This window comes from Litoreibacter ascidiaceicola (assembly GCF_900129235.1).
Taxonomy (GTDB): domain Bacteria; phylum Pseudomonadota; class Alphaproteobacteria; order Rhodobacterales; family Rhodobacteraceae; genus Litoreibacter; species Litoreibacter ascidiaceicola.
This window is the reverse complement of record NZ_FQUV01000005.1, coordinates 22,027-43,029: the sequence shown is the minus strand read 5'-3', so window position 1 is coordinate 43,029 and position 21,003 is coordinate 22,027. Positions and strand designations below refer to the sequence as shown.

Annotated in this window: 21 protein-coding genes; 5 read left to right on the top strand and 16 right to left on the bottom strand. The window is 57.6% G+C overall.

Annotation, left to right across the window (positions count from 1 at the left end):
* The first annotated feature begins 25 nt into the window (after nt 1-25).
* The gene (locus tag BUB72_RS11135; protein ID WP_073143792.1) at nt 26-583 is read left to right on the top strand and encodes a TlpA disulfide reductase family protein; all 558 of its coding nucleotides are present in this window, start codon (nt 26-28) and stop codon (nt 581-583) included.
* 302 nt (nt 584-885) lie between these two features.
* Here the strand turns inward: BUB72_RS11135 and BUB72_RS11130 are convergent, their stop codons facing one another.
* The 9 genes from BUB72_RS11130 to BUB72_RS11090 form a co-directional block, all read right to left on the bottom strand.
* Nucleotides 886-1,419 carry a dihydrofolate reductase family protein gene (locus BUB72_RS11130; protein ID WP_073143791.1) on the bottom strand — a complete coding sequence of 178 codons (534 nt, stop codon included), beginning with the start codon at nt 1,417-1,419 and terminating at the stop codon, nt 886-888.
* Nucleotides 1,420-1,666: 247 nt separating this feature from the next.
* Complete coding sequence (locus tag BUB72_RS19300; protein ID WP_483869213.1) at nt 1,667-2,050, bottom strand: SPW repeat domain-containing protein; 384 nt, start codon at nt 2,048-2,050, stop codon at nt 1,667-1,669.
* Entirely contained in the window at nt 2,050-2,298 is a 249-nt protein-coding gene (locus tag BUB72_RS11120; RefSeq protein WP_073143789.1) for an EF-hand domain-containing protein, read from the bottom strand. The genes BUB72_RS19300 and BUB72_RS11120 overlap by 1 nt, the downstream gene beginning before the upstream one ends.
* 103 nt (nt 2,299-2,401) lie before the next feature.
* The gene (groL, locus tag BUB72_RS11115) at nt 2,402-4,045 is read right to left on the bottom strand and encodes a chaperonin GroEL (protein WP_073143788.1); all 1,644 of its coding nucleotides are present in this window, start codon (nt 4,043-4,045) and stop codon (nt 2,402-2,404) included.
* A gap of 44 nt (nt 4,046-4,089) precedes the next feature.
* Nucleotides 4,090-4,377: a co-chaperone GroES gene (locus tag BUB72_RS11110; RefSeq protein WP_073143787.1), complete on the bottom strand. Its 288-nt coding sequence runs from the start codon at nt 4,375-4,377 to the stop codon at nt 4,090-4,092.
* Between the two features lie 189 nt (nt 4,378-4,566).
* Nucleotides 4,567-4,764 (bottom strand): hypothetical protein, encoded by a 198-nt coding sequence (locus tag BUB72_RS18840; protein WP_073143786.1) that lies wholly within the window; start codon nt 4,762-4,764, stop codon nt 4,567-4,569.
* 39 nt (nt 4,765-4,803) lie between these two features.
* A complete protein-coding gene (locus BUB72_RS11100) occupies nt 4,804-5,625 on the bottom strand; it encodes a phosphocholine cytidylyltransferase family protein (RefSeq protein ID WP_073143785.1) in 822 nt (273 codons plus the stop codon).
* A gap of 34 nt (nt 5,626-5,659) precedes the next feature.
* A complete protein-coding gene (locus tag BUB72_RS11095) occupies nt 5,660-6,427 on the bottom strand; it encodes a CDP-alcohol phosphatidyltransferase family protein (protein ID WP_073143784.1) in 768 nt (255 codons plus the stop codon).
* Nucleotides 6,424-7,752 (bottom strand): pyridoxal-phosphate-dependent aminotransferase family protein, encoded by a 1,329-nt coding sequence (locus BUB72_RS11090; protein ID WP_245814806.1) that lies wholly within the window; start codon nt 7,750-7,752, stop codon nt 6,424-6,426. The genes BUB72_RS11095 and BUB72_RS11090 overlap by 4 nt, the downstream gene beginning before the upstream one ends.
* A 396-nt stretch (nt 7,753-8,148) precedes the next feature.
* Between BUB72_RS11090 and BUB72_RS11085 the strand changes: the two genes are divergently transcribed.
* Entirely contained in the window at nt 8,149-9,045 is an 897-nt protein-coding gene (locus BUB72_RS11085) for a TIGR01459 family HAD-type hydrolase (RefSeq protein WP_073143782.1), read from the top strand.
* Between the two features lie 433 nt (nt 9,046-9,478).
* Here the strand turns inward: BUB72_RS11085 and gltX are convergent, their stop codons facing one another.
* The gene (gltX, locus tag BUB72_RS11080) at nt 9,479-10,804 is read right to left on the bottom strand and encodes a glutamate--tRNA ligase (RefSeq protein ID WP_073144363.1); all 1,326 of its coding nucleotides are present in this window, start codon (nt 10,802-10,804) and stop codon (nt 9,479-9,481) included.
* 147 nt (nt 10,805-10,951) lie between these two features.
* On the opposite strand from gltX, the gene BUB72_RS11075 reads away from it, so the two are divergent.
* Nucleotides 10,952-11,866, top strand: a complete 915-nt coding sequence (locus BUB72_RS11075) for an MBL fold metallo-hydrolase (RefSeq protein WP_073143781.1) — start codon at nt 10,952-10,954, stop codon at nt 11,864-11,866.
* Between the two features lie 121 nt (nt 11,867-11,987).
* Nucleotides 11,988-13,079 carry a PAS domain-containing protein gene (locus tag BUB72_RS11070; RefSeq protein ID WP_083588638.1) on the top strand — a complete coding sequence of 364 codons (1,092 nt, stop codon included), beginning with the start codon at nt 11,988-11,990 and terminating at the stop codon, nt 13,077-13,079.
* Between the two features lie 11 nt (nt 13,080-13,090).
* Here BUB72_RS11070 and BUB72_RS11065 read toward each other — a convergent pair whose 3' ends face one another.
* From BUB72_RS11065 to BUB72_RS11050, 4 genes are read right to left on the bottom strand one after another with little or no spacing between them, the layout of a single operon-like run.
* Nucleotides 13,091-13,900, bottom strand: a complete 810-nt coding sequence (locus BUB72_RS11065; RefSeq protein ID WP_073143779.1) for a CE1 family esterase — start codon at nt 13,898-13,900, stop codon at nt 13,091-13,093.
* Nucleotides 13,901-13,957: 57 nt separating this feature from the next.
* Nucleotides 13,958-14,434 (bottom strand): DUF2269 family protein, encoded by a 477-nt coding sequence (locus tag BUB72_RS11060; RefSeq protein WP_073143778.1) that lies wholly within the window; start codon nt 14,432-14,434, stop codon nt 13,958-13,960.
* The gene (locus BUB72_RS11055) at nt 14,434-15,753 is read right to left on the bottom strand and encodes an SDR family oxidoreductase (protein WP_073143777.1); all 1,320 of its coding nucleotides are present in this window, start codon (nt 15,751-15,753) and stop codon (nt 14,434-14,436) included. The genes BUB72_RS11060 and BUB72_RS11055 overlap by 1 nt, the downstream gene beginning before the upstream one ends.
* Nucleotides 15,743-17,401 carry an NAD+ synthase gene (locus BUB72_RS11050; RefSeq protein WP_073143776.1) on the bottom strand — a complete coding sequence of 553 codons (1,659 nt, stop codon included), beginning with the start codon at nt 17,399-17,401 and terminating at the stop codon, nt 15,743-15,745. The genes BUB72_RS11055 and BUB72_RS11050 overlap by 11 nt, the downstream gene beginning before the upstream one ends.
* A gap of 156 nt (nt 17,402-17,557) precedes the next feature.
* Between BUB72_RS11050 and BUB72_RS11045 the strand changes: the two genes are divergently transcribed.
* Nucleotides 17,558-18,982, top strand: a complete 1,425-nt coding sequence (locus tag BUB72_RS11045; protein WP_073143775.1) for an MORN repeat-containing protein — start codon at nt 17,558-17,560, stop codon at nt 18,980-18,982.
* Here the strand turns inward: BUB72_RS11045 and BUB72_RS11040 are convergent.
* Together BUB72_RS11040 and BUB72_RS11035 are read right to left on the bottom strand one after the other, a co-directional pair.
* Nucleotides 18,979-20,343: a sensor histidine kinase gene (locus tag BUB72_RS11040; RefSeq protein WP_073143774.1), complete on the bottom strand. Its 1,365-nt coding sequence runs from the start codon at nt 20,341-20,343 to the stop codon at nt 18,979-18,981. The two genes, BUB72_RS11045 and BUB72_RS11040, sit on opposite strands and share 4 nt — an antisense overlap.
* Complete coding sequence (locus BUB72_RS11035; RefSeq protein ID WP_073143773.1) at nt 20,343-21,002, bottom strand: response regulator; 660 nt, start codon at nt 21,000-21,002, stop codon at nt 20,343-20,345. Before BUB72_RS11035 ends, BUB72_RS11040 begins: the two co-directional genes overlap by 1 nt.
* Between the last annotated feature and the right edge of the window lies 1 nt (nt 21,003).

Below are 21,003 nucleotides of genomic sequence, written 5' to 3'. Positions count from 1 at the left end.
GTGACTGGCTCTTTGGAGTAATGAAATGCGGTTTTTGAAGCTCTTGGTGCTATACGCGGGCCTAGCGGCAGGTGCAAACCCTGCGGTCGCTGGCACGGATGCGCTGTTCACGCTTGCGGAGGGCGATCTAGCGGCTTTGCAGCTGCATGGCGAGCCGCGTGCGGTGCCCCAAACCGCCGTAACTGATGCGAGCGGTAAGGCTGTTAAGCTGTCTGACTATCGCGGCAAGTATGTGTTGCTGAACTTCTGGGCCTTGTGGTGTGCGCCTTGCGTCAAGGAAATGCCGTCACTGGAGCGTCTGGACGCCGCTTTGGGGGGTGCCAAGTTTGAGGTGGTAGCCATTGCAACGGGCCGGAACTCGCGCCCTGCGGTGGACAAGTTTTTCACGGAAAAAGGGATCACGCATCTGCCAAAGCTGTTTGATCCGAAAATGGCGCTGATGAAGGGCATTGGCGGCAGCAGCCTGCCTTTGACGGTGCTGATCGGGCCGGATGGTCTTGAGGTCGCCCGCTTCAACGGCGATGCGGAGTGGGACAGCCCCACCGCGCAGGCGATGCTGCGCGGCTGGATGAGCGGGAGTTAGGTGCGACGAAAGGTTTAGGATTGATCGGCTTTGCCGATACGTTACGTTTGCAGTGGTTAAATCTACCACTCGCGACCCGCGCGGGTAAGGGCTACTTTGAGCTTAGTGAAGAAGTGTCGATCGTTCGCTGCGTGCGCTTGCGGCACAGATAATGCCGAAGGCGCACGATTTTCAACGCTGCCTTGCAGAAGAGAAACTGGTCACTCATGCAAGACGCCGCAAACCAATCCGGCGTGCACACGGATTGCGGAAAAGCTGCCGTTCGCGTTTCCGCATCTCGCGATGTCGTGGATCTGTCTACTTCAACGTGAAACTTCAAATTCTTGCAATAAGTAGCCACCATCATATTCTTTGGTCGACTTATGGCGGAGTTGTGCGGGTGTGCTCGTCGGACCGAACAGTCTGGTTCCACTTCCAAGCAGAATTGGCGCTCTTTTAAGTCGGATGACATCAATTAAGCCCGACGTCAGAAGCGACCCGGCAAATGCACCGCCACCGCATAGATAGATCGGGGCGCCTGCGGCTTTCTTGAGGTTTTGGAAAAGGGCGTTGTCTTGCTTCTGCTGGATTTGGACCTCGCTGTTCGCCGGCAGATGAAGCGACTGCGAAAATACGATCGTCTTCATGTGGCTGTAAGGATTCTGGCCGGGCGTCATGCCAAAGCGATAGCCAAACTCGTATGTTTTTCTGCCCATGATTGCGACGGAGTAGCCAGCCAACCGGGCTTCGTAGTCTTCAACAACCTTACCTTCATGTGCAAATGCTGAGATGTCCTCATCGGGACCTGAAATAAAGCCGTCGATCGAGACGGCCACATCGTAAATAATGGGATGCATCTGGTGCTCCTCAAATAAGTTTGTTCCCGCCCGAAGGCACTTGTGGATTTAACCTATTTGATCATGCGCAGGGCACTCCTCTTCCTGAGCGAAAATTAGGACCAAACCTCTCAGAATTCAAGGTTCCATCAACCAAGGTATTGGTGGGTTAGTGCTCGTAGCTGACTGATGCATATGCTGCATCCATTAATAGCCAATTAGCCACGGAGTATGCAGCGTGTGGGACGACGCTCACCCCACACAAGTTTTATCCATTGTTGGGTTCTGGTTGGTCCTGCACGAATTCAAAGAACGCAACTCCAGTCAAGATTACCCCAACAACTGCGGCGTTCCATGTTGTTATCATATCGGCGAACTCGGCAAGCCATGGGGCGGTTGCGACCCCAAGCCCCAAGACAAGTCCTAGATACGGTGGCATCAAATTGTGCGTGCTACAGCTGTATCCCGCAACAATGAGCGCCAGGAGACCCGAAATGAACATCACTCCCGCCTCGCCAAAGACAAAATTGCTACTGGTGGCTTGGCCCGAAAACAGCAAAAATGGGGACAACATGAGCCAGAGTCCGGACGCGGAAAAAGTCCATCGGAACAGTCTGCGGTGTCGTATGGAATTTGCTCCAAGTGCAGACATTACAGGTCGACTTCCGGATCGGCGAGAATGCCAAGATTGACCGCAATGGCCATCTCTTCATCGTCAATCAGACCATCTTCATTTGTGTCCATTTCGCGGAATAGCTCTGCGGTGAGTTCAGGGTAGAAAACCATGAGTTCGGACAGCGAGGCCAATCCATCTCCGTCCGTATCAATCTCGGTCGTCATCGCATGTGAAGAGGAAGCAAAAGATGCCGCAAGTGCGGCGGCAAGAGCCACGTTTTTCATGATTTTTCCATTCGGAAAAGAGAGGTTATGATCGGTTGCTTTGATTATCTTCGAAACGGAATGGCCCGCAGAAAATACCTGCGGGCCGCGTTCTAAGATTGGGCTACATCATGCCGCCCATACCCCCCATGCCGTCCATATCTGACATGCCGTGCCCACCTGATTTCGCGGGTTTGTCAGCTACCATGGCCTCGGTCGTGATCAAAAGTCCCGCGACCGATGCGGCGTATTGAAGGGCACCCCGAACAACCTTAGTCGGGTCAATGATACCAGCCTTTAGCATATCCCCGTATTGTTCTGACTGGGCATCGTAGCCAAAGGTCTTGCTGGTGTTTTCAACAATCTTGCCAGCAACGACCGCGCCATCGACACCGGCGTTCTCGGCGATCTGGCGCAGAGGTGCCTGAAGAGCTTTGCGAATAATCGCAATGCCGGCTGATTGATCCGGGTTATCGCCCGTCAGGTCCTTCAAGACTTTGCCAGCATGCACCAACGCGACACCGCCGCCAGGCACGACACCTTCTTCAACCGCAGCACGGGTCGCATTCAATGCGTCATCGACACGGTCTTTGCGCTCTTTCACCTCAATCTCGGTCGCGCCGCCGACTTTGATCACGGCAACGCCGCCTGCAAGTTTGGCCAGCCGCTCTTGCAATTTTTCTTTGTCGTAGTCGGAGGTAGTATCCTCGATCTGGGACCGGATCTGAGCGACCCTTGCTGCGATTTCCGCCTTGTCGCCTGCCCCGTCAATCAAGGTCGTGGTGTCCTTGGTGATGGTGATTTTCTTGGCATCGCCCAGCATGTCCATTGTGACACTTTCAAGCTTGATGCCCAATTCCTCAGAGATGACCGTAGCGCCTGTCAGTACCGCAAGGTCTTGCATCATTGCTTTGCGGCGATCCCCGAAACCCGGCGCCTTGACGCCTGCGACCTTCAAGCCGCCGCGCAGTTTGTTCACAACAAGCGTTGCAAGCGCTTCGCCGTCGATGTCTTCAGCGATCACCAGAAGCTGTTTGTCGGCTTGCATGACGGCCTCCAGCAACGGGACCATCGGCGCGAGCGAGTTCAACTTTTTCTCATGCAAAAGGATGACGCAATCCTCTAGGTTTGCGGTCATCTTGGCGGGGTCTGTAACGAAGTACGGGCTGAGATAGCCGCGATCGAACTGCATGCCTTCGACAACTTCGGTTTCTGTTTCCAGACCTTTGTTCTCTTCGACAGTGATGACACCTTCGTTGCCGACCTTGGCCATCGCGTCTGCGATTTGCTGACCGATTGCGTCTTCGCCATTGGCGGAAATGGTCCCGATCTTGGCAATCTCGGCCGTGTCGCCCACAGGACGCGACATGGCTTTAACTTCGGCGACAACGGCAGTAACCGCTTTGTCGATGCCGCGTTTGAGATCCATAGGGTTCATACCGGCAGCAACCGATTTCATACCTTCTTTGACAATGGCTTGCGCCAAAACTGTTGCCGTGGTGGTGCCGTCGCCCGCTTCCTCATTGGTGCGTGATGCGACGTCTTTGACGAGTTGCGCGCCCATGTTCTCGAACGCGTCTGTAAGTTCGATTTCTTTAGCGACCGTGACACCGTCTTTGGTTATGCGCGGTGCGCCGTAGGATTTGGCAATCACCACGTTGCGACCTTTGGGACCAAGCGTGACTTTTACGGCGTTGGCGAGCGTGTTGATGCCCTTGAGCATGCGGTCACGGGCGTCCGTGCCGAATTTGACGTCTTTTGCAGACATGTCGGTATTCCTAATTGAAAACTATGTGAAAGAGGTCGCTTCGTTCAGGCCATGATGCCAAGAATGTCGCTCTCCTTCATGATCATCAGCTCTTCGCCGTCGATCTTAATCTCAGTGCCGGACCACTTGCCGAACAGGATTTTATCACCAGCTTTGACGTCCATCGCGATCCGTGCTCCGGCCTCGTCTTTCGCGCCTGCACCGACGGAGACGACTTCGCCTTCCTGCGGTTTCTCTTTGGCTGTTTCGGGTATGATTAGGCCGCCCGAGGTCTTTTCGTCTTCTTCGATGCGACGCACCAAGACACGGTCATGTAGGGGGGTAAACGTCATGGAAATACTCCTTTTGAAGATTTCCGGGTAGGGGTGGCGTGATTGTAGATATATTGGCACTCGCCACACCTGAGTGCCAATATAAGAGATATGGTTGTCGTGAGAGGTCGCTACAATAGAGCCAAGAACTATATTTTTAAGAGATTTACAGCCCCGAAGATCAAGCCCGCTAAAGTCGACCTGAACGCGCTACTTTACCTTCTTGCCTCCAATGGAGAGTTCAGGTTTACCGGCGTTAGAATTCGCTGTGGCAGAGACTTTTGGTTTCTCTTGCTTCGGTTTTTTAGCTTCTTTGTTACTGTTTTTACCTTTGGCCATGGAATGTCCTTCCAAAATGCAGCGATCCGATGCCGGAATGGCAGCGGCTTGACTGCGGTCGTCCACCATTTACCCATTGTGGCGCGTGGTGGTGTTGATTTGACAAGGCTAAGTTAACGCGTCCGCCTTTGCTGCGACGTCGTCAATTACCTTTTGTTGTGCACGCGACATGGTCGTAACCGGGGACCTAAAGAGCGCATTTGCGGTTTCGAAGTCCTGAGCCGTATCGATCTCGGACCAGTTCAGGCCGGTGATATCTAGGGCGTGAAAGATGATCCCTTTCTTCACAAGCCGCGCATAGGCTGCCTCATAATAGTCCTGCAGATGCGCGGTATGCTCCATCATTTCTGCAAGTTCCGCGAAAAGGAGCGGGCCGGTTTTGGCTCCGATCTTCTCGATCCCGATGGACTCGCCCAAGGCCAGTTTGGAATCGACGGATTTGCCAACCTCGAGGACCTGCATCTGGTCATCGGTGATGACTTTCACCTCTTCGTCCTCAAGCGCGATATTCCGGTCGATGCACAGCACGTTTGGCTGATCATCGTCGACAAGTTGGTGCAAAATTTTCACATCAAACACAACGTCTGCATCAAACTTGATAAACTCAGAGCCACCTATCGCAGAAGCGGCCAGCATCAAAGAATAGCCCGTGTTGGTGTCGCGGTAGCGCTCGTTGATCACGTATGTAACGCGGATGCCGCGGAAGGATTTATCTACGAATTTCTTGATCTCGTCTGCTCTGTGCCCCAGCACCAGAATGAATTGCGATATGCCGCAGCTCAAACAGTTGCGGATCATCCGCTCTATAATGACAGAGCTGCCGACGATCAGCAGGCTTTTGGGGCAGTTATCCGTTAAGGGGCTAAGCCGCGAGCCGATGCCTGCGGCAAGAATAACAGCCATGGGCGGGCGATTGATTTCATTTTTCATATCTGATGTCCTAGATGAGACGGGATGAGAGACATTATTTCTGGAGGGCCAACTTGCGGTTTTCCCCGATGTTTTTGCCCCTTTGCCAAGACTTGTAGGTGCCCCAGAACAGCTGGCTGGCTGCAAAGACCCACAGCATCGGGATGAGTTGATTAAAGACGAGCGCGGCGGAGAGCATGAAAATGAACACACCCTCATCGAAGGCGAGAACCTTGCGTTGCTCGCCGAGGAACCACGCCCAGTTGTCGCGCAGGCCAAAGCCCAAGCCCGCCGTTGTTTCCACGTTTTTCAGACGGGCCATTCGTGCGGGGTACTTTGGATCGCAGGCCGTTTCGATTTCAGCGGCTACGTATTTCGCGTAGCCGCGCAATCCGTAGAACGCGATGCCGATCAGGGCGAGGAAGACCGGAACCACGCTCGCTGACTGGGCAAATGCAGCGTAGCTAACAGCGCCAAACCAAAGCGTGACCTGCACCTGATCTGTCAGGCGGTCATAATAGCTGCCTTCGGGGGAAGACACGCGCCGGTAGCGCGCCATTTGCCCGTCCATGCAATCTAATATGTGACTTAGATGGATAAGGACTGCCGCCGCAATGAACCATGCTGCGCCACCGATGAGGATGCTGACAGTTGCCGCCACGGCTACAAGAAAAGAGGCCGCCGTGATCCGGTTGGGTGTAACCCAGGGGACGTCCACGACCGCGCAATTGGCGAGGATCGCCAGCGGCGATGTGACAAATGACGACCACCATTCATCATTGCGGGTTTTTGTGGCCCAAAGCCTCGTCAGCTTCTCAGTCATGACACCACCTTGGCCCTCAGGCGATCTGGCGTCGGTAGCATGACCAAGGTCGTGCGTTTGGACTGCACAGGGGCGACCAGTTCGGCTGCCTCGGCCTGCAACGTCAGCAACACGTCTTTGAGCGCTGAAAGGAAAAACCGAATGTCATAGTCGGACAGCTCGCCGATGTTGCCCACCTGAAAGACCTTGCCCGCAAAGCAGCCTTTGCCTTCATAGATAATGATGGATTTTTCCCGCAGCCGGTCGCGCAAATCGTGCACGCAAATTGATGGCGGTACGCGCACGGTTGTCAGGATCGAACACATGTCCGCCTCCTCAATCAGGAAGTCGAGGTTGAGCCTGCGCATGCCATCCCGCAGCAGATCTGCGCGGGCCTTGATGCGCGCATAGCGTTTGATCACGCCGATCCGCAGGATATCGGTCAGCGCCTGATCCAAGGCATAAAATAGCGGCACGGCGGGCGTGTTTGGCGTCTGGCTGTGGCGTTTCAGGAAGGCATAGAACGTCGCGAGGTTCAGATACGTCGTCTTTGCCGCATGCCGTTTCAAAGCTTTGAAATGCTTTTTGCGGCCGACCACAAAAGACAAGCCGGGATAGGAGCCGATGGCTTTGGAGCTGGAGCTGGACACAAACGCGATGTTGCACGCCTCCATATCGATTACCTCAGCGCCAACCGAGCTGACACCATCCACCGCGAACAATGCACCTGCCGTTTTGGCCAAAGCCCCGATTTCGGCCAACGGATTGAGCATCCCCGAACACGTTTCGTGATGAACCATCGCCACGACGTCGATCTTGTGCGCGGCCAAATAGGCGGCAATTTGAGCTGGATCGAAAGGGGTGCCCCAAGGCACCTCGAGCAAGTGGGTGCGTTTGTTGTGAATGAGCGATGTTTTATGCAGCCGCTCACCGAACTCGCCGTTGGACAAGATCAGGATTGCGCCCTTGCCGACGACAGAAGACAAGATCGCTTCATTGGCAGCCGTGCCGGAGCCCGTGATCACCACTGCGCGGTACCGTGCGCGGTTTTTGATCTGAAACAGCGAAATCAGTTTGTGTTCTATGCTGCCAAGGAGGGCATCAAAATCGGGTTCGCGGTGGCAGATATCTTCTTTGCAGATCGCCGTGCGCAATGTCTCGGCCACATTCACGGGGCCGGGCGTGAATAGTAGGTACTTGTCTAACATTTGGTTATACTCCAACGGCCCCATGACAAGGGTCACAGCACCGCCACGCCCATGATACGTCCGCGCCCGAGGGTCGGCCGGAGACATCGAGAGGGCACAAATCGAGTTCGAAAGCGCAGCACCGTCAGGTACTGTCATCACGTCGTTCGAGAATTGAACGCTTGCAGACATAAATCAAAAGACGCCTGATCTCGCGATGACGTGCGGATCAAACGAGCATCATGCGCCGGAAAACAGCGTCTGAGCATCAATGGGACGAGATCGAGGGCCGCAAGGGGTGGCCAACATACACCCTTATGGGTTGGTGTTGGCTTGTAACCGGAAATTTCCGGCAGCACAGACAGACATGCTACGAGTGACCAAAGAGAAAACGATCGCGCGCATTGAATATGCGCCCGACAATTTAGCCGTAGGGACAATGCGTTCAGATAGCAAGAAATAGATATATTCCGTCTGACATGCGCTTGGTGGAAAGACGCTCACGGCAAGGTTCAGCTTGACCAACGGTCCGCTGAAACCTACCGCATCCTATTCATGGTACACACCAACCGCATTTTGCGCACGCCTGTCGGACTTTCCCCGCTGCGCAAATTAATCAGTCACTATGACGGCCTGCTCTGCGATATTTGGGGCGTGCTTCACAACGGGGATGCTGCACTCAGCGAAGCCATAGAAGCATTGTGCAAAACCCGGGCCACTGGCCGTTTTGTTATTCTGCTTACCAATGCGCCGCGACTGTCCAAGGACATCTATCCTCAGCTTGCCCGTTTTGGCGTTCCGCGCGACGCGTTTGACACCATCGTGACATCTGGAGACGTGACGGCACAGTTGATTGCAAAACAACCCAAGGCTGCATTGTTTCACTTTGGTCCGGAGCGGGACCGGTCTGTCTTGGAGGGCCTGACAAACCCAATCGTGGATTTGGCGCGTGCCGAGCTTTGCCTTTTGACCGGCCCGCTGGATGACGCGATCGAAACTGTCGATCTCTACGGGAACGATCTTGAGGTGATGTGCAAAAACAATGTCGAGATGATTTGCGCCAACCCCGACTTGGTCGTTCGAAGCGGCAACCGCATGGTCATTTGTGCCGGCTCAATCGCGCAGCGCTACGCGCAAATGGGAGGCAGAGTGACCTATGCAGGCAAGCCGGAGCCCGCAATTTACGACGAGGCGCTGAGACGAGCGGCTATCCTGACGGGCCGAGATATTCCAAAATGTTGTGTGCTGGCCATTGGCGATGGATTGCCCACCGATATCAAGGGCGCAGCTGATAGTGGATTGGACGCCTATTTTGTTGCGAGTGGCATCCATGCCAGTGAGTTTGGCGCGTTGAACGTCGCGGATAACGCCGTGAAGGCTGCGGGCAAGATCATGACCCGTTTCAAAAGCCTCAAACTTGTAGGTGTTTGCGACCGACTGAGCTGGTCCTGAGTTTTCGGAGGTTGGTTCAAACAAGCCTTCGAGAAAATTCTGAAACGTTGTTTTGCCAATGGAATGCCTCAAGCTAGAATGGAGATATCCAGAAGGGTTCATCCAAGTTCACTGCATTTCTGACAACTGTTGGTTTTGGCCTCGGCAATTGCGCGAGCGAATTTCATAGTTAAATTTGATGATCAAAATGTGCCCGTATTGCGCGTTCGCAAACCGGCCTAAATGCCGCGACTGATCAATCCGGGATGGGCATTTATCAGGACTTGTGAACGACCGGTTCGGCGAAACCTCCTGCTCTACCAAATGTACGACGCAGAAAATGCAAACAATTTCCGCGCGAGCATTAGCTGCGCCAGCAAAAGGCGGCTCCGTCCGCCTACCTGACGTTGACAGACTTAGGACCAAATGCCCAGTCAGGGGCGCGAGGGGCTAGTTAGTCCTTTGCTTTGATCTTTTGCAGCAATGGCATCAGCGACCCCATGTCGGGGCCGTGGTCCATACCCGTCAACGCCTTGCGCAGCGGCATGAATAGCCCACGACCCTTGCGACCTGTGGCCTCCTTGACGGCGGCGGTCCATTCGGACCAGCTGTTTTCAGTGTAGGGACCGTCGGGCAGCATCGCCAAGGCATCCACCACGAAATCCTTGTCCTCGTCGTCGATCACAGGATCGGCACCGTTCACGCACAGGTCCCACCAGCCCGCGATATCCTTGCGGGTGGTGATGTTTTCGCGGGCGACGGTCCAGAAAGCCTTTTGCTGGTCTGCCGGAATGGACAGGGCGTCCAGATCAGCTTTGACCTGCTCCGTGCTTTGGGCGTGCAGATAGCGCGCGGTCAGCGGGTACAGGTCTTGTTCGTCGAACTTGGTCGGGGCCGCGCCGAAGTGGGTGAGGTCAAAGCCGTCGACAAGCTCGTCCATTGAGGTGCGCAGCTCGATCGGGTCGGAGGAACCAAGGCGCGCCATAAGCGACAGCAGCGCCATCGGCTCCACACCTGCTGCGCGTAAGTCGCGCAAGGAAAGAGTTCCGAGGCGTTTGGACAGCGCTTCCCCCTGTGGACCAGTCAGCAGGGAATGGTGCGCGAAGCTGGGGACATTGCCGCCAAGGGCCTGGATGATCTGGATTTGGGTCGCCGTATTGGTCACGTGGTCAGAGCCGCGCACCACGTGGGTGACGCCCATTTCGGTGTCATCGACCACAGAGGCCAGCGTGTAGAGCACCTGCCCGTCGCCACGGATCAGCACCGGATCAGACACCGAGGCCGCGTCGATGGAGATATCGCCGACGATGCCGTCTGCCCATTCGATCCGCTCATGGTCCAGCTTGAAGCGCCAGACGCCGTCGCCACGTTCGGCGCGCAGGGCGGCTTTCTCGTCGTCAGACAGGGTCAGCGCGGCGCGGTCATAAACCGGCGGGTTGCCCATGTTCAGTTGCTTCTTGCGCTTGAGGTCCAGCTCGGTCGGGGTCTCGAACGCTTCGTAGAAGCGGCCGTTTTCCCGAAGCGTGTCAGCGGCGGCCATGTAGCGATCGAGGCGGGAGGATTGTGTCTCCACACGGTCCCATTCAATTCCGAGCCATTCCAGATCGACCTTGATCGCATCCGCGTATTCCTGCGTTGATCGCACAGGGTCCGTGTCATCAAGGCGCAGGATGAACTGGCCGCCAGCCTTGCGTGCGATCAGGTAGTTGAACAGCGCGGTGCGCAGATTGCCTACGTGAATGTAGCCAGTGGGCGAAGGGGCGAAGCGTGTGACGGTCATGAGGGCGGTCCTTTTCGGGTTGCCGCTCGTGAACCACAACGGCCCGCATTTGTCCATATCTGTGCGTGTTCACCGCCTATTGATTGGCATGAGCTCGCAAAGCACTATTTGATCGAGCCAAAGCCACCCAACAGAGGAGTTCTTACCATGAAACTGACCCGACGCGCCGCATTGTCACTTGGGGCCAGCCTGCCGCTGGCCGCCGCATTGCCCCACGCCGCCGCTGCCAAGGCCGAGATGAAAGGTATGGACATCGCCAAGTCCCGCCGCGTGGAGCTGGGCGAGTTTGAAGTGACGACCTTGCTGGCCGGAACTGCGACCCGCGACGAGCCGCAGAGCATTTTCGGGATGAATGTTAGTCCGGAAGAGTTTGCCAAAGTGTCCGAAGAAGCGTTCTTGCCCACTGACAAAGTGCAGTTCTTCTTTACGCCGACGTTGATCAACACCGGCTCCGAGTTGATCCTGTTCGACACCGGCCTGAACGCCAAGGGCATCACCGCAGCGGTTGAGGCCGCCGGATACACCGCCGATCAGGTGGACAAGATAGTGATCACCCACATGCATGGTGACCACATTGGCGGGTTGATGGGTGAGGGGGGTGAAACCTTCAAAAACGCGTCCTACATCGCCGGATCTGCCGAGCATAACCACTGGGCCAAGGCCGACAATGACGGCTTCAAGGCCAAGGTTGCACCCCTGTCCGAGAAAATGTCGATGATCGAGGACGGGGCGTCCGTTGCGTCCGGCATCACTGCCGTTTCCGCACCGGGCCACACGCCCGGACACATGGGCTATATGATCGAAAGCAACGGGGCGCAGTTGATGCTGATCGCCGATCTGGCGAACCACCCTGTCTGGTCGCTGGCCAAGCCCGATTGGGAAGTGCGGTTCGACATGGACAAGGCACAAGCTGCCGCGTCGCGCCGCAAGGTTCTGGGCATGCTGGCCGCTGATCGTGTGCCGATGGTCGGCTACCACATGCCGTTCCCTGCGATGGGCTATGTTGCCACGAAAGACGACGGGTTCGAGTATGTGCCGATGAGCTATCAAATGATGCTCTAGTCTCTGCAATTGAAGCAAATCCATTTCAATTGATCTGGATTTGCTTCGGCCATCCGCGACGGCGTTATTGGTCTGTAAACCCAACCGCTCGTACCTTTGACGGGAAGCGAGCGAGGGACATATGCCAAGTAAATTACGATGGATCGGATCGCCACAGATCAAACACGTCATGGAGATGCTCGGCTTACCGTCCTTCTTGTTGGATGTCGGCGTGAATGCCGCGGGGCAGGGGCAGTTTCGCTTTGGCCATGTGAGTGGTCAGCATGAACGGGAGACTGGCATCGATGCAGCGGCCTTGGTCGGCAAAGCACCTCATGACGTGTTGCCGAAACGGCAAGCTGATACAGTCGTTGCCAATTATGAGAGATGTCGCGCGAAACGCGGGGTCGAATCCTACGAGGAAATTCTGGAATTACCATCCGGATCGCGCTGGTGGCGCACGACCCTGTCGCCGATTTTTGGCGCTGGGAAAGATGGGCCTGTAACGCAAATATTGGGCGTCGCAGTGGATGTCACTGAGGCCACCCTGCAAGAGATCGAGCTGACCCGACAGCTGAGTGCCCAGAAAGCCGCCGCTGAAAAAATCAGGGCCTTTGCCACCAATTCGATGCTTGATTCCAAATCGCCATTGCGGTCGGTGCTGGCGCATCTTGATATGGTTCGGGAAGGTTTTCTGGATCTGGGTGACGGCAAGTCAAAGCACTTGGACTCGATCCAGACGGTCGTTGTGGACGCAATCGCGGAACTGGACGAAGTGCTGCGCAGCACCAGCCATCTGCGCGAAAGCCCTGCAGAGTTCGTGGAGATTGATCTGGCGCATATGTGCCGCGACATTGCAGCTCTTGTTGATCCGGAAGGACGAATATCGATGAGCCTGCCCAGCCATCCGGTGCATGGCGATTGGGCTGTAACGCAAGTTGTCCTGCGTTGCCTACTGGAACAGGCGGCCTTGCGCGCGGTGAGTGTGATCGACGTGGCTGTCGAGGCATCTGGCAAAGACACATTGGCCTTCACGATTTCCGATGACAGCGCGTTTGAGCAAAGCGGAGCTGAATGCGTGGGCGACATTGCGATGGCGGCGGCGCTGGTGAAACAGCGCGGAGGCGCCATGACGACAACGTCGTGCCTGAATGAAGGGGCGACAGTTTGCGTGACCCTACCGGGTCATATGCACGAGATGCGGGCCGCGCAATCGGATGCCCGAGCGAGCTAGGGCGCCGTTCTTCACAAGCGCCCTGCTTTCGCAAAGGCCTCCCACGCGAAGCGCAAATACTCGCTACGGAAGCTATGGCCACCTTCAAACAGGCAGAAACTCAGAACGTCGTCGTCTTGATTGCGACTGTTCTTGCAAGATAGCCGTTTGGTTTTGCTGGGTTTGATGGGCTGAAAGCCGCCATATGCACTGTACATGTCCAAGGCGTCGGCCACCTTTCCTTGACGCGTATTCAGAATGCGCCTCCCGTTCAACGGCACGGTTGGATCACTGTCTCCATGGATATGGATGATGTTCGCCACCGGCCCCGTGCAGGTTTCGGGCGGCGCTTGCCAGAACGTGCCGGAGATTGGTACGAAGCCGGCAAACAGATCAGATCGAGCACATGCGAGGTTCCATGTCATCATGCCACCAGCTGAAAACCCGGCCGCGACCATGCGGTGCGTGTCAATCGGGTGGCGCTTGGTGGCGTCGGCGATGACCGCGTCGACGTAAGCGAATTCCTCCGCCCCGTCGCTGTCCATATGACGCGGCGAGTTCGGCAGGACCCAGTCGTCTTCTTTGGATTTCAGCGCGATGAAGGCCAATCCCATATCAGAGACGGCGCGGCGCAAATTGCGGTTTCGCATAAGCCCGGCCGCAGACCCTTTGTAACCATGCGAAAACACGATGGCCCCGACGGGCGTTTTGCCGTCATGGCCGCTTGGCATTGCGATGCGGTAAGTCCGGTCGGCGAGTTTGCAATCGGTATCCGGCCCGCAAGCCAGGGCAGGGGCGGCAAATGTCGTGATGGCGACGGCGAGGGCTGCTAATAATTTCATATGAAGGTGGTGCCAAATCGCGGGCGTTCAGACAAATCACAAGGCTGTGCTATGGGCTTAGAACGAGATGTCTGGCCGCATCAGCATCAGCCACAACAATACCGCGATTGCGGAAAATGCGGGGATGCCGCAGGCGAACCAGATCTTGTAAAGCCTGAAATAGCGCGGGCTGAGCGGCGCGCTTGTGTCGGCGGACAGCCTCGCCTCGTCGCGCATTTGGATTTGGAAATAGACCACGGGGAGCCACAACATCCCGATCAGCACATAAAGCGCGATTGAGGCTGCGATCCACCCCTCCAAAAGGGACCATCCCAAGCCCCATGCAAGCGCGGTGCCGCTGACTGGCTGAAGGATTGCGGCGGTGGCGGTGAAAAGCGTATCGGCGATCACAACTGTCGCGGCGGTTTGCGCGATACTGGCTGCATCGCGTTTGCGGTGCGCCATGACCATGAAGAACGCGATCCCTGCGCCAGTTCCGATCAGGACGCAAGCGCCCATCACATGGATGAAGCGCACCAGGTCGAGCCAATCCATCAGCGCGTCTCCAACGAGATACGGGTGACCAATGCGAGCACCATTGCGGGGAAGATTTTGACCAGAGGCCCCAACGGGTCGGCCCAGAGATGCGGCGTAATTACAGTTGATGCCGCGAGGTAAATTGCACTGACGGCGATCATTGCCCAACAGGCCATGGCTGCGTATTTGCGGATCATAATTGCGGCACCGAGGGCTATATCGACGAAGGCCCAGAAAACCACGCTGGTCACGGCCATCGGGTAGGGCCAGCCGACATCCCGAAGCACTCCGGCTGCGGCGTTCGCTTGAAGCAGTCCGATGACACCGGACGCGAGCCAGAACAACGCCAATGTGGCGACCAGCACTGGCATGACAAGGGAAATACGCGCGGCGAGGCGATCCTCGGCGCGCGCTGTCATGGTGCCAAGCTTTTCCGTAAGGGGCGCGATGGGCGTCAGGTTCAGGGCGCGCCACGGGGCGGGATCACCCGTGATGCCGTCTTCCAGAACGCTGACGGCGTTGCTGCGTAGCGGGGAGCGCCAGCCGAGCAGGGAGAGGCCGTTTGCGATTGCCGTCGCGATTTTGGTCACCCCGCGCGGCAGGTGAAGCTGCGACGCCGCGTCGGAAAAGCCGAGCCAGTGGCGGAGTTGGTGGACGACCTGGGCAAGTGTGTGTGGTTCTGGCTCGACCAGATCGCCCTCGAAGCCGTCGGGGACGTCGCCCTCCACGGCCGCTAGGACCGCGGCGGCGATGTCTGCGGTGGACACTGTCTGGATTTGGGTTTCAGCGAAGGCGAGGGGCTGCACCAACGGGATTGCCGCAAGCATTCGAAGCATCGCGGTGCCCCCATAGGCAGTTTCGGACAGCACGAGACCGGGGCGAAAGATTTGAGAGCGGCAACCGGAAGCCTTGATGGCGGCATCACCGCGGGCTTTCGACGCCATGAAACTGGTCGGCGCATCCAACTCTGCACCAACGGCTGATATCTGGATCAGTTGCACGTCCTGCTTGGCGCAAGCGGTGGCGAGGGCCACGACGGCATGATGATGCACGGTCTCAAGGTCGTCCTGCGGCCCGTCTTGCAGGGCGCCCGTGCAATTCACCACGATCGAGACGTCTGACAAGATGTTTGCCCAAGCCTGCTGGGTGGTCAGTTTGCTAGTGTCTTCAATGATCCAAGGAATGCTTGGCAGAACCTTGAGCGCCGTGGCGCGCGTGCGGCCAAGTCCGCTGACAATGTGCCCCGCAGCGGCGAGGTGCCGCACGATGGCTGACCCGATGAGACCGTAAGCCCCGAGGACAAGGACGTTTAGCTTAGCGGTGGACTCAGCTGTCATCGCGCCAGCGATTTACGATTGGGTAGCGACGGTCGAGCCAGAATGCGCTTTCGGTCAGGCGCGCGCCGGGGGCGGACTGGAAGCGTTTGTATTCGCTGATGTAAATCAGGTGCTCGATCTTTTTGACCACCTCGCGCGGATGCCCTGCCGCGACGACCTCGGCCACAGATTGGTCTTTGTCGACCAGCCGCTCGAGAATGTCGTCCAGCACCTCATAAGGTGGCAGGCTGTCCTCGTCCTTTTGGTCGGGGCGCAGTTCGGCTGAGGGGGGCTTGTCGATGATCCGCTGGGGGATCACGGTGCCTTCCGGCCCCATCATCCAAGGGCGGTGGTTGGCGTTGCGCCAGCGGCACGTCTCGAACACCCGCATTTTGTAGAGGTCCTTGATCGGGTTGTAGCCGCCCGCCATGTCGCCGTAGATCGTCGCATAGCCAACCGCAACTTCGGATTTGTTACCGGTGGTGAGCAGCATTTCCCCGAATTTGTTGGACAGCGCCATGAGCAGTACGCCGCGCAGACGGCTTTGGATATTCTCTTCGGTCAGGTCTTCTTTGGTACCTTTGAACAGCGGTGCGAGGGCCTCCGTCACGGCGGCGCGGGGGCCAGCGATGGAGACTGTGTCGATGCGGGTGCCGAGCAGGCGGGCGGCCTCGGAGGCGTCTTCGAGCGAATGCTCCGACGTATATTCCGAAGGCAACATGACGCAGCGGACGTTTTCTGGGCCAAGCGCGTCGGCGGCGATTGTCGCGACCAAGCCGCTGTCGATGCCGCCGGACATTCCAAGCAGCACCTGCTTGAAGCCGGTCTTGCGCATGTAGTCGCGCAGGGCTTCGACCATAACGCGGTAGTCTTGCTCGTAGTCATCGGGCAGCGCGATTTTCTCTCCCTCGATGGCAGTCCAGCCATGATCTTCGCGGATGAAGTCGATATGGGCGATCGCCTCGTCGAAGGCGGGCATTTGCAGCGCCAGTTTGCCGCCACGGTTCAGCACGAAAGAGCCGCCGTCGAAGACCTGATCGTCCTGGCCGCCAACCATGTTGAGATAGACCAGCGGCAGATCGTTTTCGACCACGCGGGCCACCATGTGGCTGAGGCGGATGTTGTGCTTGCCCCTGAAATACGGCGAGCCGTTTGGCACCAGCAGGATTTCGGCACCGGATTCGGTGAGGGTTTCGGAGACCTCTTCGTGCCATGCGTCCTCGCAGATCGGCGTGCCGATACGCAGCGGGTCGATGGAATAAGGGCCGCCAAGCGGGCCTTCGGCGTAGAGACGGTGTTCGTCGAACACGTGGGTGTTGGGCAACTCGTGCTTGAGGGTGCGGGCTTTGACCTTGCCGTCTTCAAGGATGGAATACGCGTTGTAGAGTGCGCCGTCGATGAACATCGGGTGGCCAATGCCAACGGCAGGGCCATCCGCGCAGTCCAGTGCCAGTTGATCGACGGTTGCCATTGCCCCTTCGGTGAAGGCCGGTTTGAGAACCAGATCCTGCACCTGATAACCGGTGATAAACATCTCCGGCAGGGCCACCATGCGCGCGCCAGCATCCTTGCCTTGCTGCCACGCGTCGCGGGCTTTGGCGGCATTGCCCGCAAAATCCCCGACGGTGGGATTCAGCTGCGCAAGTGTAAGGCGGAACGTGTCGCTCATGTCATCTGTCCTTTGATCAACGCGCCAACATTTAGCAGACCCGCGCCGGAGGGAAAGAGGGTGCGCCAAAAGGACGTGATGTCGTGGCAGCCTCGCTTGTCAGGGCGATACTGCTCCACTAGGCTCTGCCGAAATCGTCCGTTGGAGTGTGGCTATATGCGTTTGAGTGTCGTTTCGTTGATTTGCCTCGGTCTTGCCGCGTTTCCTGCCGCTGCGCAGGATACGGGGACCAAGCAATATGAAGACGGGGGCGTCTATACCGGAGCCTTCAAAGAGGGCAAACGCCACGGGCAGGGGATTTTTACCTTGCCGAACGGGTACGAGTATTCCGGCAATTGGGTGAACGGAGAGATCAGCGGTCAAGGCACCGCGCGATTCCCCGACGGATCGCTTTATGAAGGGCAGTTCAAGGACGGAAAGCCGAACGGCTTTGGCAAGATTATCTTCGCGGATGGCGGCACCTATGAAGGCGACTGGGTCGACAGCAAAATCACGGGCCGTGGTATTGCGATTTATGCAAACGGCGTTCGCTACGAGGGCGAATTCCTGAACGCGCAACATCACGGTATTGGTGTGATGGTGAACCCGAACGGCTACCGCTATGAAGGCCAGTGGACGGCCGGGGTGAAGGACGGACGTGGCAAGATTACCTATCCTGACGGCTCTGCCTATGACGGCGAGATGGCGGGTGGAATGCGCCAAGGCCAAGGCAAACTGGAGATGCCCGACGGGCTGACTTACGAAGGCGGCTGGGTTGCCGGCCAGATGGAAGGCGAAGGCGTTCGACGTCATGCCAATGGCGACGTCTACACCGGCACGTTGAAGGCTGGTGCACGGGACGGGCAAGGCCGGATGGAATACGCCAATGGCGATGTCTACGAAGGCGGGTTCAAGGCGGATCAACGCCACGGGCAAGGCACGTCACAACGCGCGGACGGGTTCGCCTATACCGGACAATGGGTTGACGGGCGCGTCGAGGGAGAAGGCGCCGTGACTTATCCCGATGGCTCGGTCTATGTCGGTCAGTTGCGCGATGATCTGGCAGACGGTCAGGGCAAAATCACATATCCGGACGGTGCCACTTATGAAGGTGGCTGGGTGAAGGGTGTGATCGAAGGCGCTGGTGTTGCGTCCTACCCGAGTGGCGTCCGGTATGAAGGTGAATTCCGCAACGCCCGCAACGAAGGGCAAGGCACGATGACTTTTCCGGATGGCAAGGTTTATGAGGGCCAGTGGCTTGCTGGCCAAAAGCACGGCCAAGGGAAAACCACGTTCCCGAACGGGATGGTTTATGAAGGCAGCTTTGTGGAGGGTAAACGCTCCGGCATGGGGGCGCTGACGACCACGGACAAGTTCAGCTACACCGGGCAGTGGCAGGACGGCCAGATGCACGGCACGGGCGTTGCCACCTACAATACGGGCGATGTGTATGAGGGCGAGTTTGCTGCCGGTAAGCGCGAAGGACGGGGCGTTTTGAATTACGCGTCGGGCGAGGTTGCCAGTGGGATATGGAAAGATGGCTTGCTGGTACAGCCCGATGCCATAGATGCCCCCGTGACCGTGCCCGCCGCAGATAATTAAGCGGCGGCTTTTTGTGGTGCGACCGTGCGGAGTTTTCCGGGGATGAAGATGCGCACGGCAAGGCCACCAAGCTTTGCGGACTTTTCCAGATTCAGCTTCGCGCCATAGGCCTGCAACAGATCAATTGCGATGGCGAGACCAAGGCCGGTTCCGGGTTTGGAGCTGTCCAGACGACCGCCGGATTTCAGCGCCTCGCGCTCCTGGCCCTCAGGAATGCCGGGGCCGTCATCCTCGATCAGGATTTCAACGCCCTCGTCCCATTTCTGGGCTGTTAGGGATATCTCCGAGTTACACCATTTCAGGGCGTTATCAAGCAGGTTGCCGATAACCTCTTCGATGTCTTGCTGGTCCATCCGAATGCTGAGGGACGGGGCGCAAGACGTACGGACCGTCTTGCCGTCACGCTCGGCCATCGAGGTGAACAGGCGGGTGAAGCGTGCGACCGAGTTAGACAGATCGGTGCGAATATTGGCGGCCGCACCGCTATTGGCGGCACGCATACGGGCCAGAGAACGACCGAGCTGTGCATCCACCCGATCCAAAGCCTCAACAGAGGCCTCCATATCGTGGTTCTGGGCGGCCAGAAGTGCCAATTCGTTGCGAAGAATGGCTGTGGGCGTTTTTAGCGCGTGGGCCAAGTCAGCGGCCTGACGTCTTGCGCGGGCGATGATGTCACGGTTGCGCGCCAGCAACTCGTTGATGTCGTCGACCAGTGGCGCGACCTCTTCGGGGTAGTCGGCGGTTGTCAGGTCCTCGTCCTGCTCCCAGCGTTTGGCGACGTCGCGACGCAGCTTGTCGAGCGGGTGCAGGATTGTGGTCGTCTGCAAGAATGCGCCTGCAAGGCCAAGCAGGCCCACGAGTACAAAGGCGAGCAAAAGGGAGCGGCGGGTTTGTTGCCGTTCTGCGGTGAGAGCGGCGAGGCTTTCTGCAACGCTGACACCCCACGCGCTTCCATCTTCCAGTGTGATCTTTTGATACACTGCGCGAATGGGCTCACCGGCCGGCCCCATAATGGAGCGGCGGGTCAACGTGCTAGGAGCGCCGAACGGCTCTTTCAGCGCGGCGTCAAACATGGAGGTCGATGTGAATATCTGCCCGTCTGGGGATGTGATCTGCCAATAGCGGCCGGAATACGGGGTGGTGTAGGCGGGATCGTAGACGCGTTCGGCAAGCCGTGTGGGATCGTTAGCTGTTGTGCTGAGCGCCACAACCAACTGCGAATGGCGATCTGCCAAGGCGCGGTCAAAACGGTCGAGCACGTTATTTTCGATGGAGCTGAGAAGCACAAAGGCGCCCACAAGAATGGACGCCATGGCGGAGAGCGCGCCACCGATCATAGCCCTGCGGCGCAGGGACAACATCAGGCTGCGTCCACCATATAGCCGCGCCCGCGGATGGTCTGGATGAAGTCCGACCCCAGTTTTTTGCGCAGGCGGGTGATGAACACCGCGATAGTGTTGCTGTCGCGGTCACCGTCATATTCGTAGATATGTTCGCTGAGTTCGGTCCGCGAAATCAGGCGGCCCGCGTTGTGGATCAGGTAGGACAGCACCGCGACCTCCTGCGAGGTCAGGTCTACGGGGACGCCACCCAATGTAACTTTGGCGTTGCGTGTATCGAAGGCCACGCCGTCTTTTTCGAACAGCGGATTGGTGCGACCGGATTTGCGGCGCAGCATTGCGCGCACGCGGGCGGCAAGTTCCGGCATGTGAAATGGCTTGGTCATGTAGTCGTCAGCGCCGGCGTCGAGGCCATCGACGCGGTCCGTCCAGCCGTCGCGGGCTGTCAGGATCAGAACCGGCATGTCCAATCCCGCCGCGCGCCACTCTTTCAGAATGGAGATGCCGTCCCGAATGGGAAGACCAAGGTCGAGGATGACCATGTCATAGGGTTCGGTCGAGCCGAGGAAGCCAGCTTCCTCGCCGTCCTGGGCGACGTCAACCACACGGCCTTCTGCGGTGAGCAAAGTCTTCACCTGAGAGGCAAGGGTCGTGTCATCTTCTGCAAGCAATATTCTCATG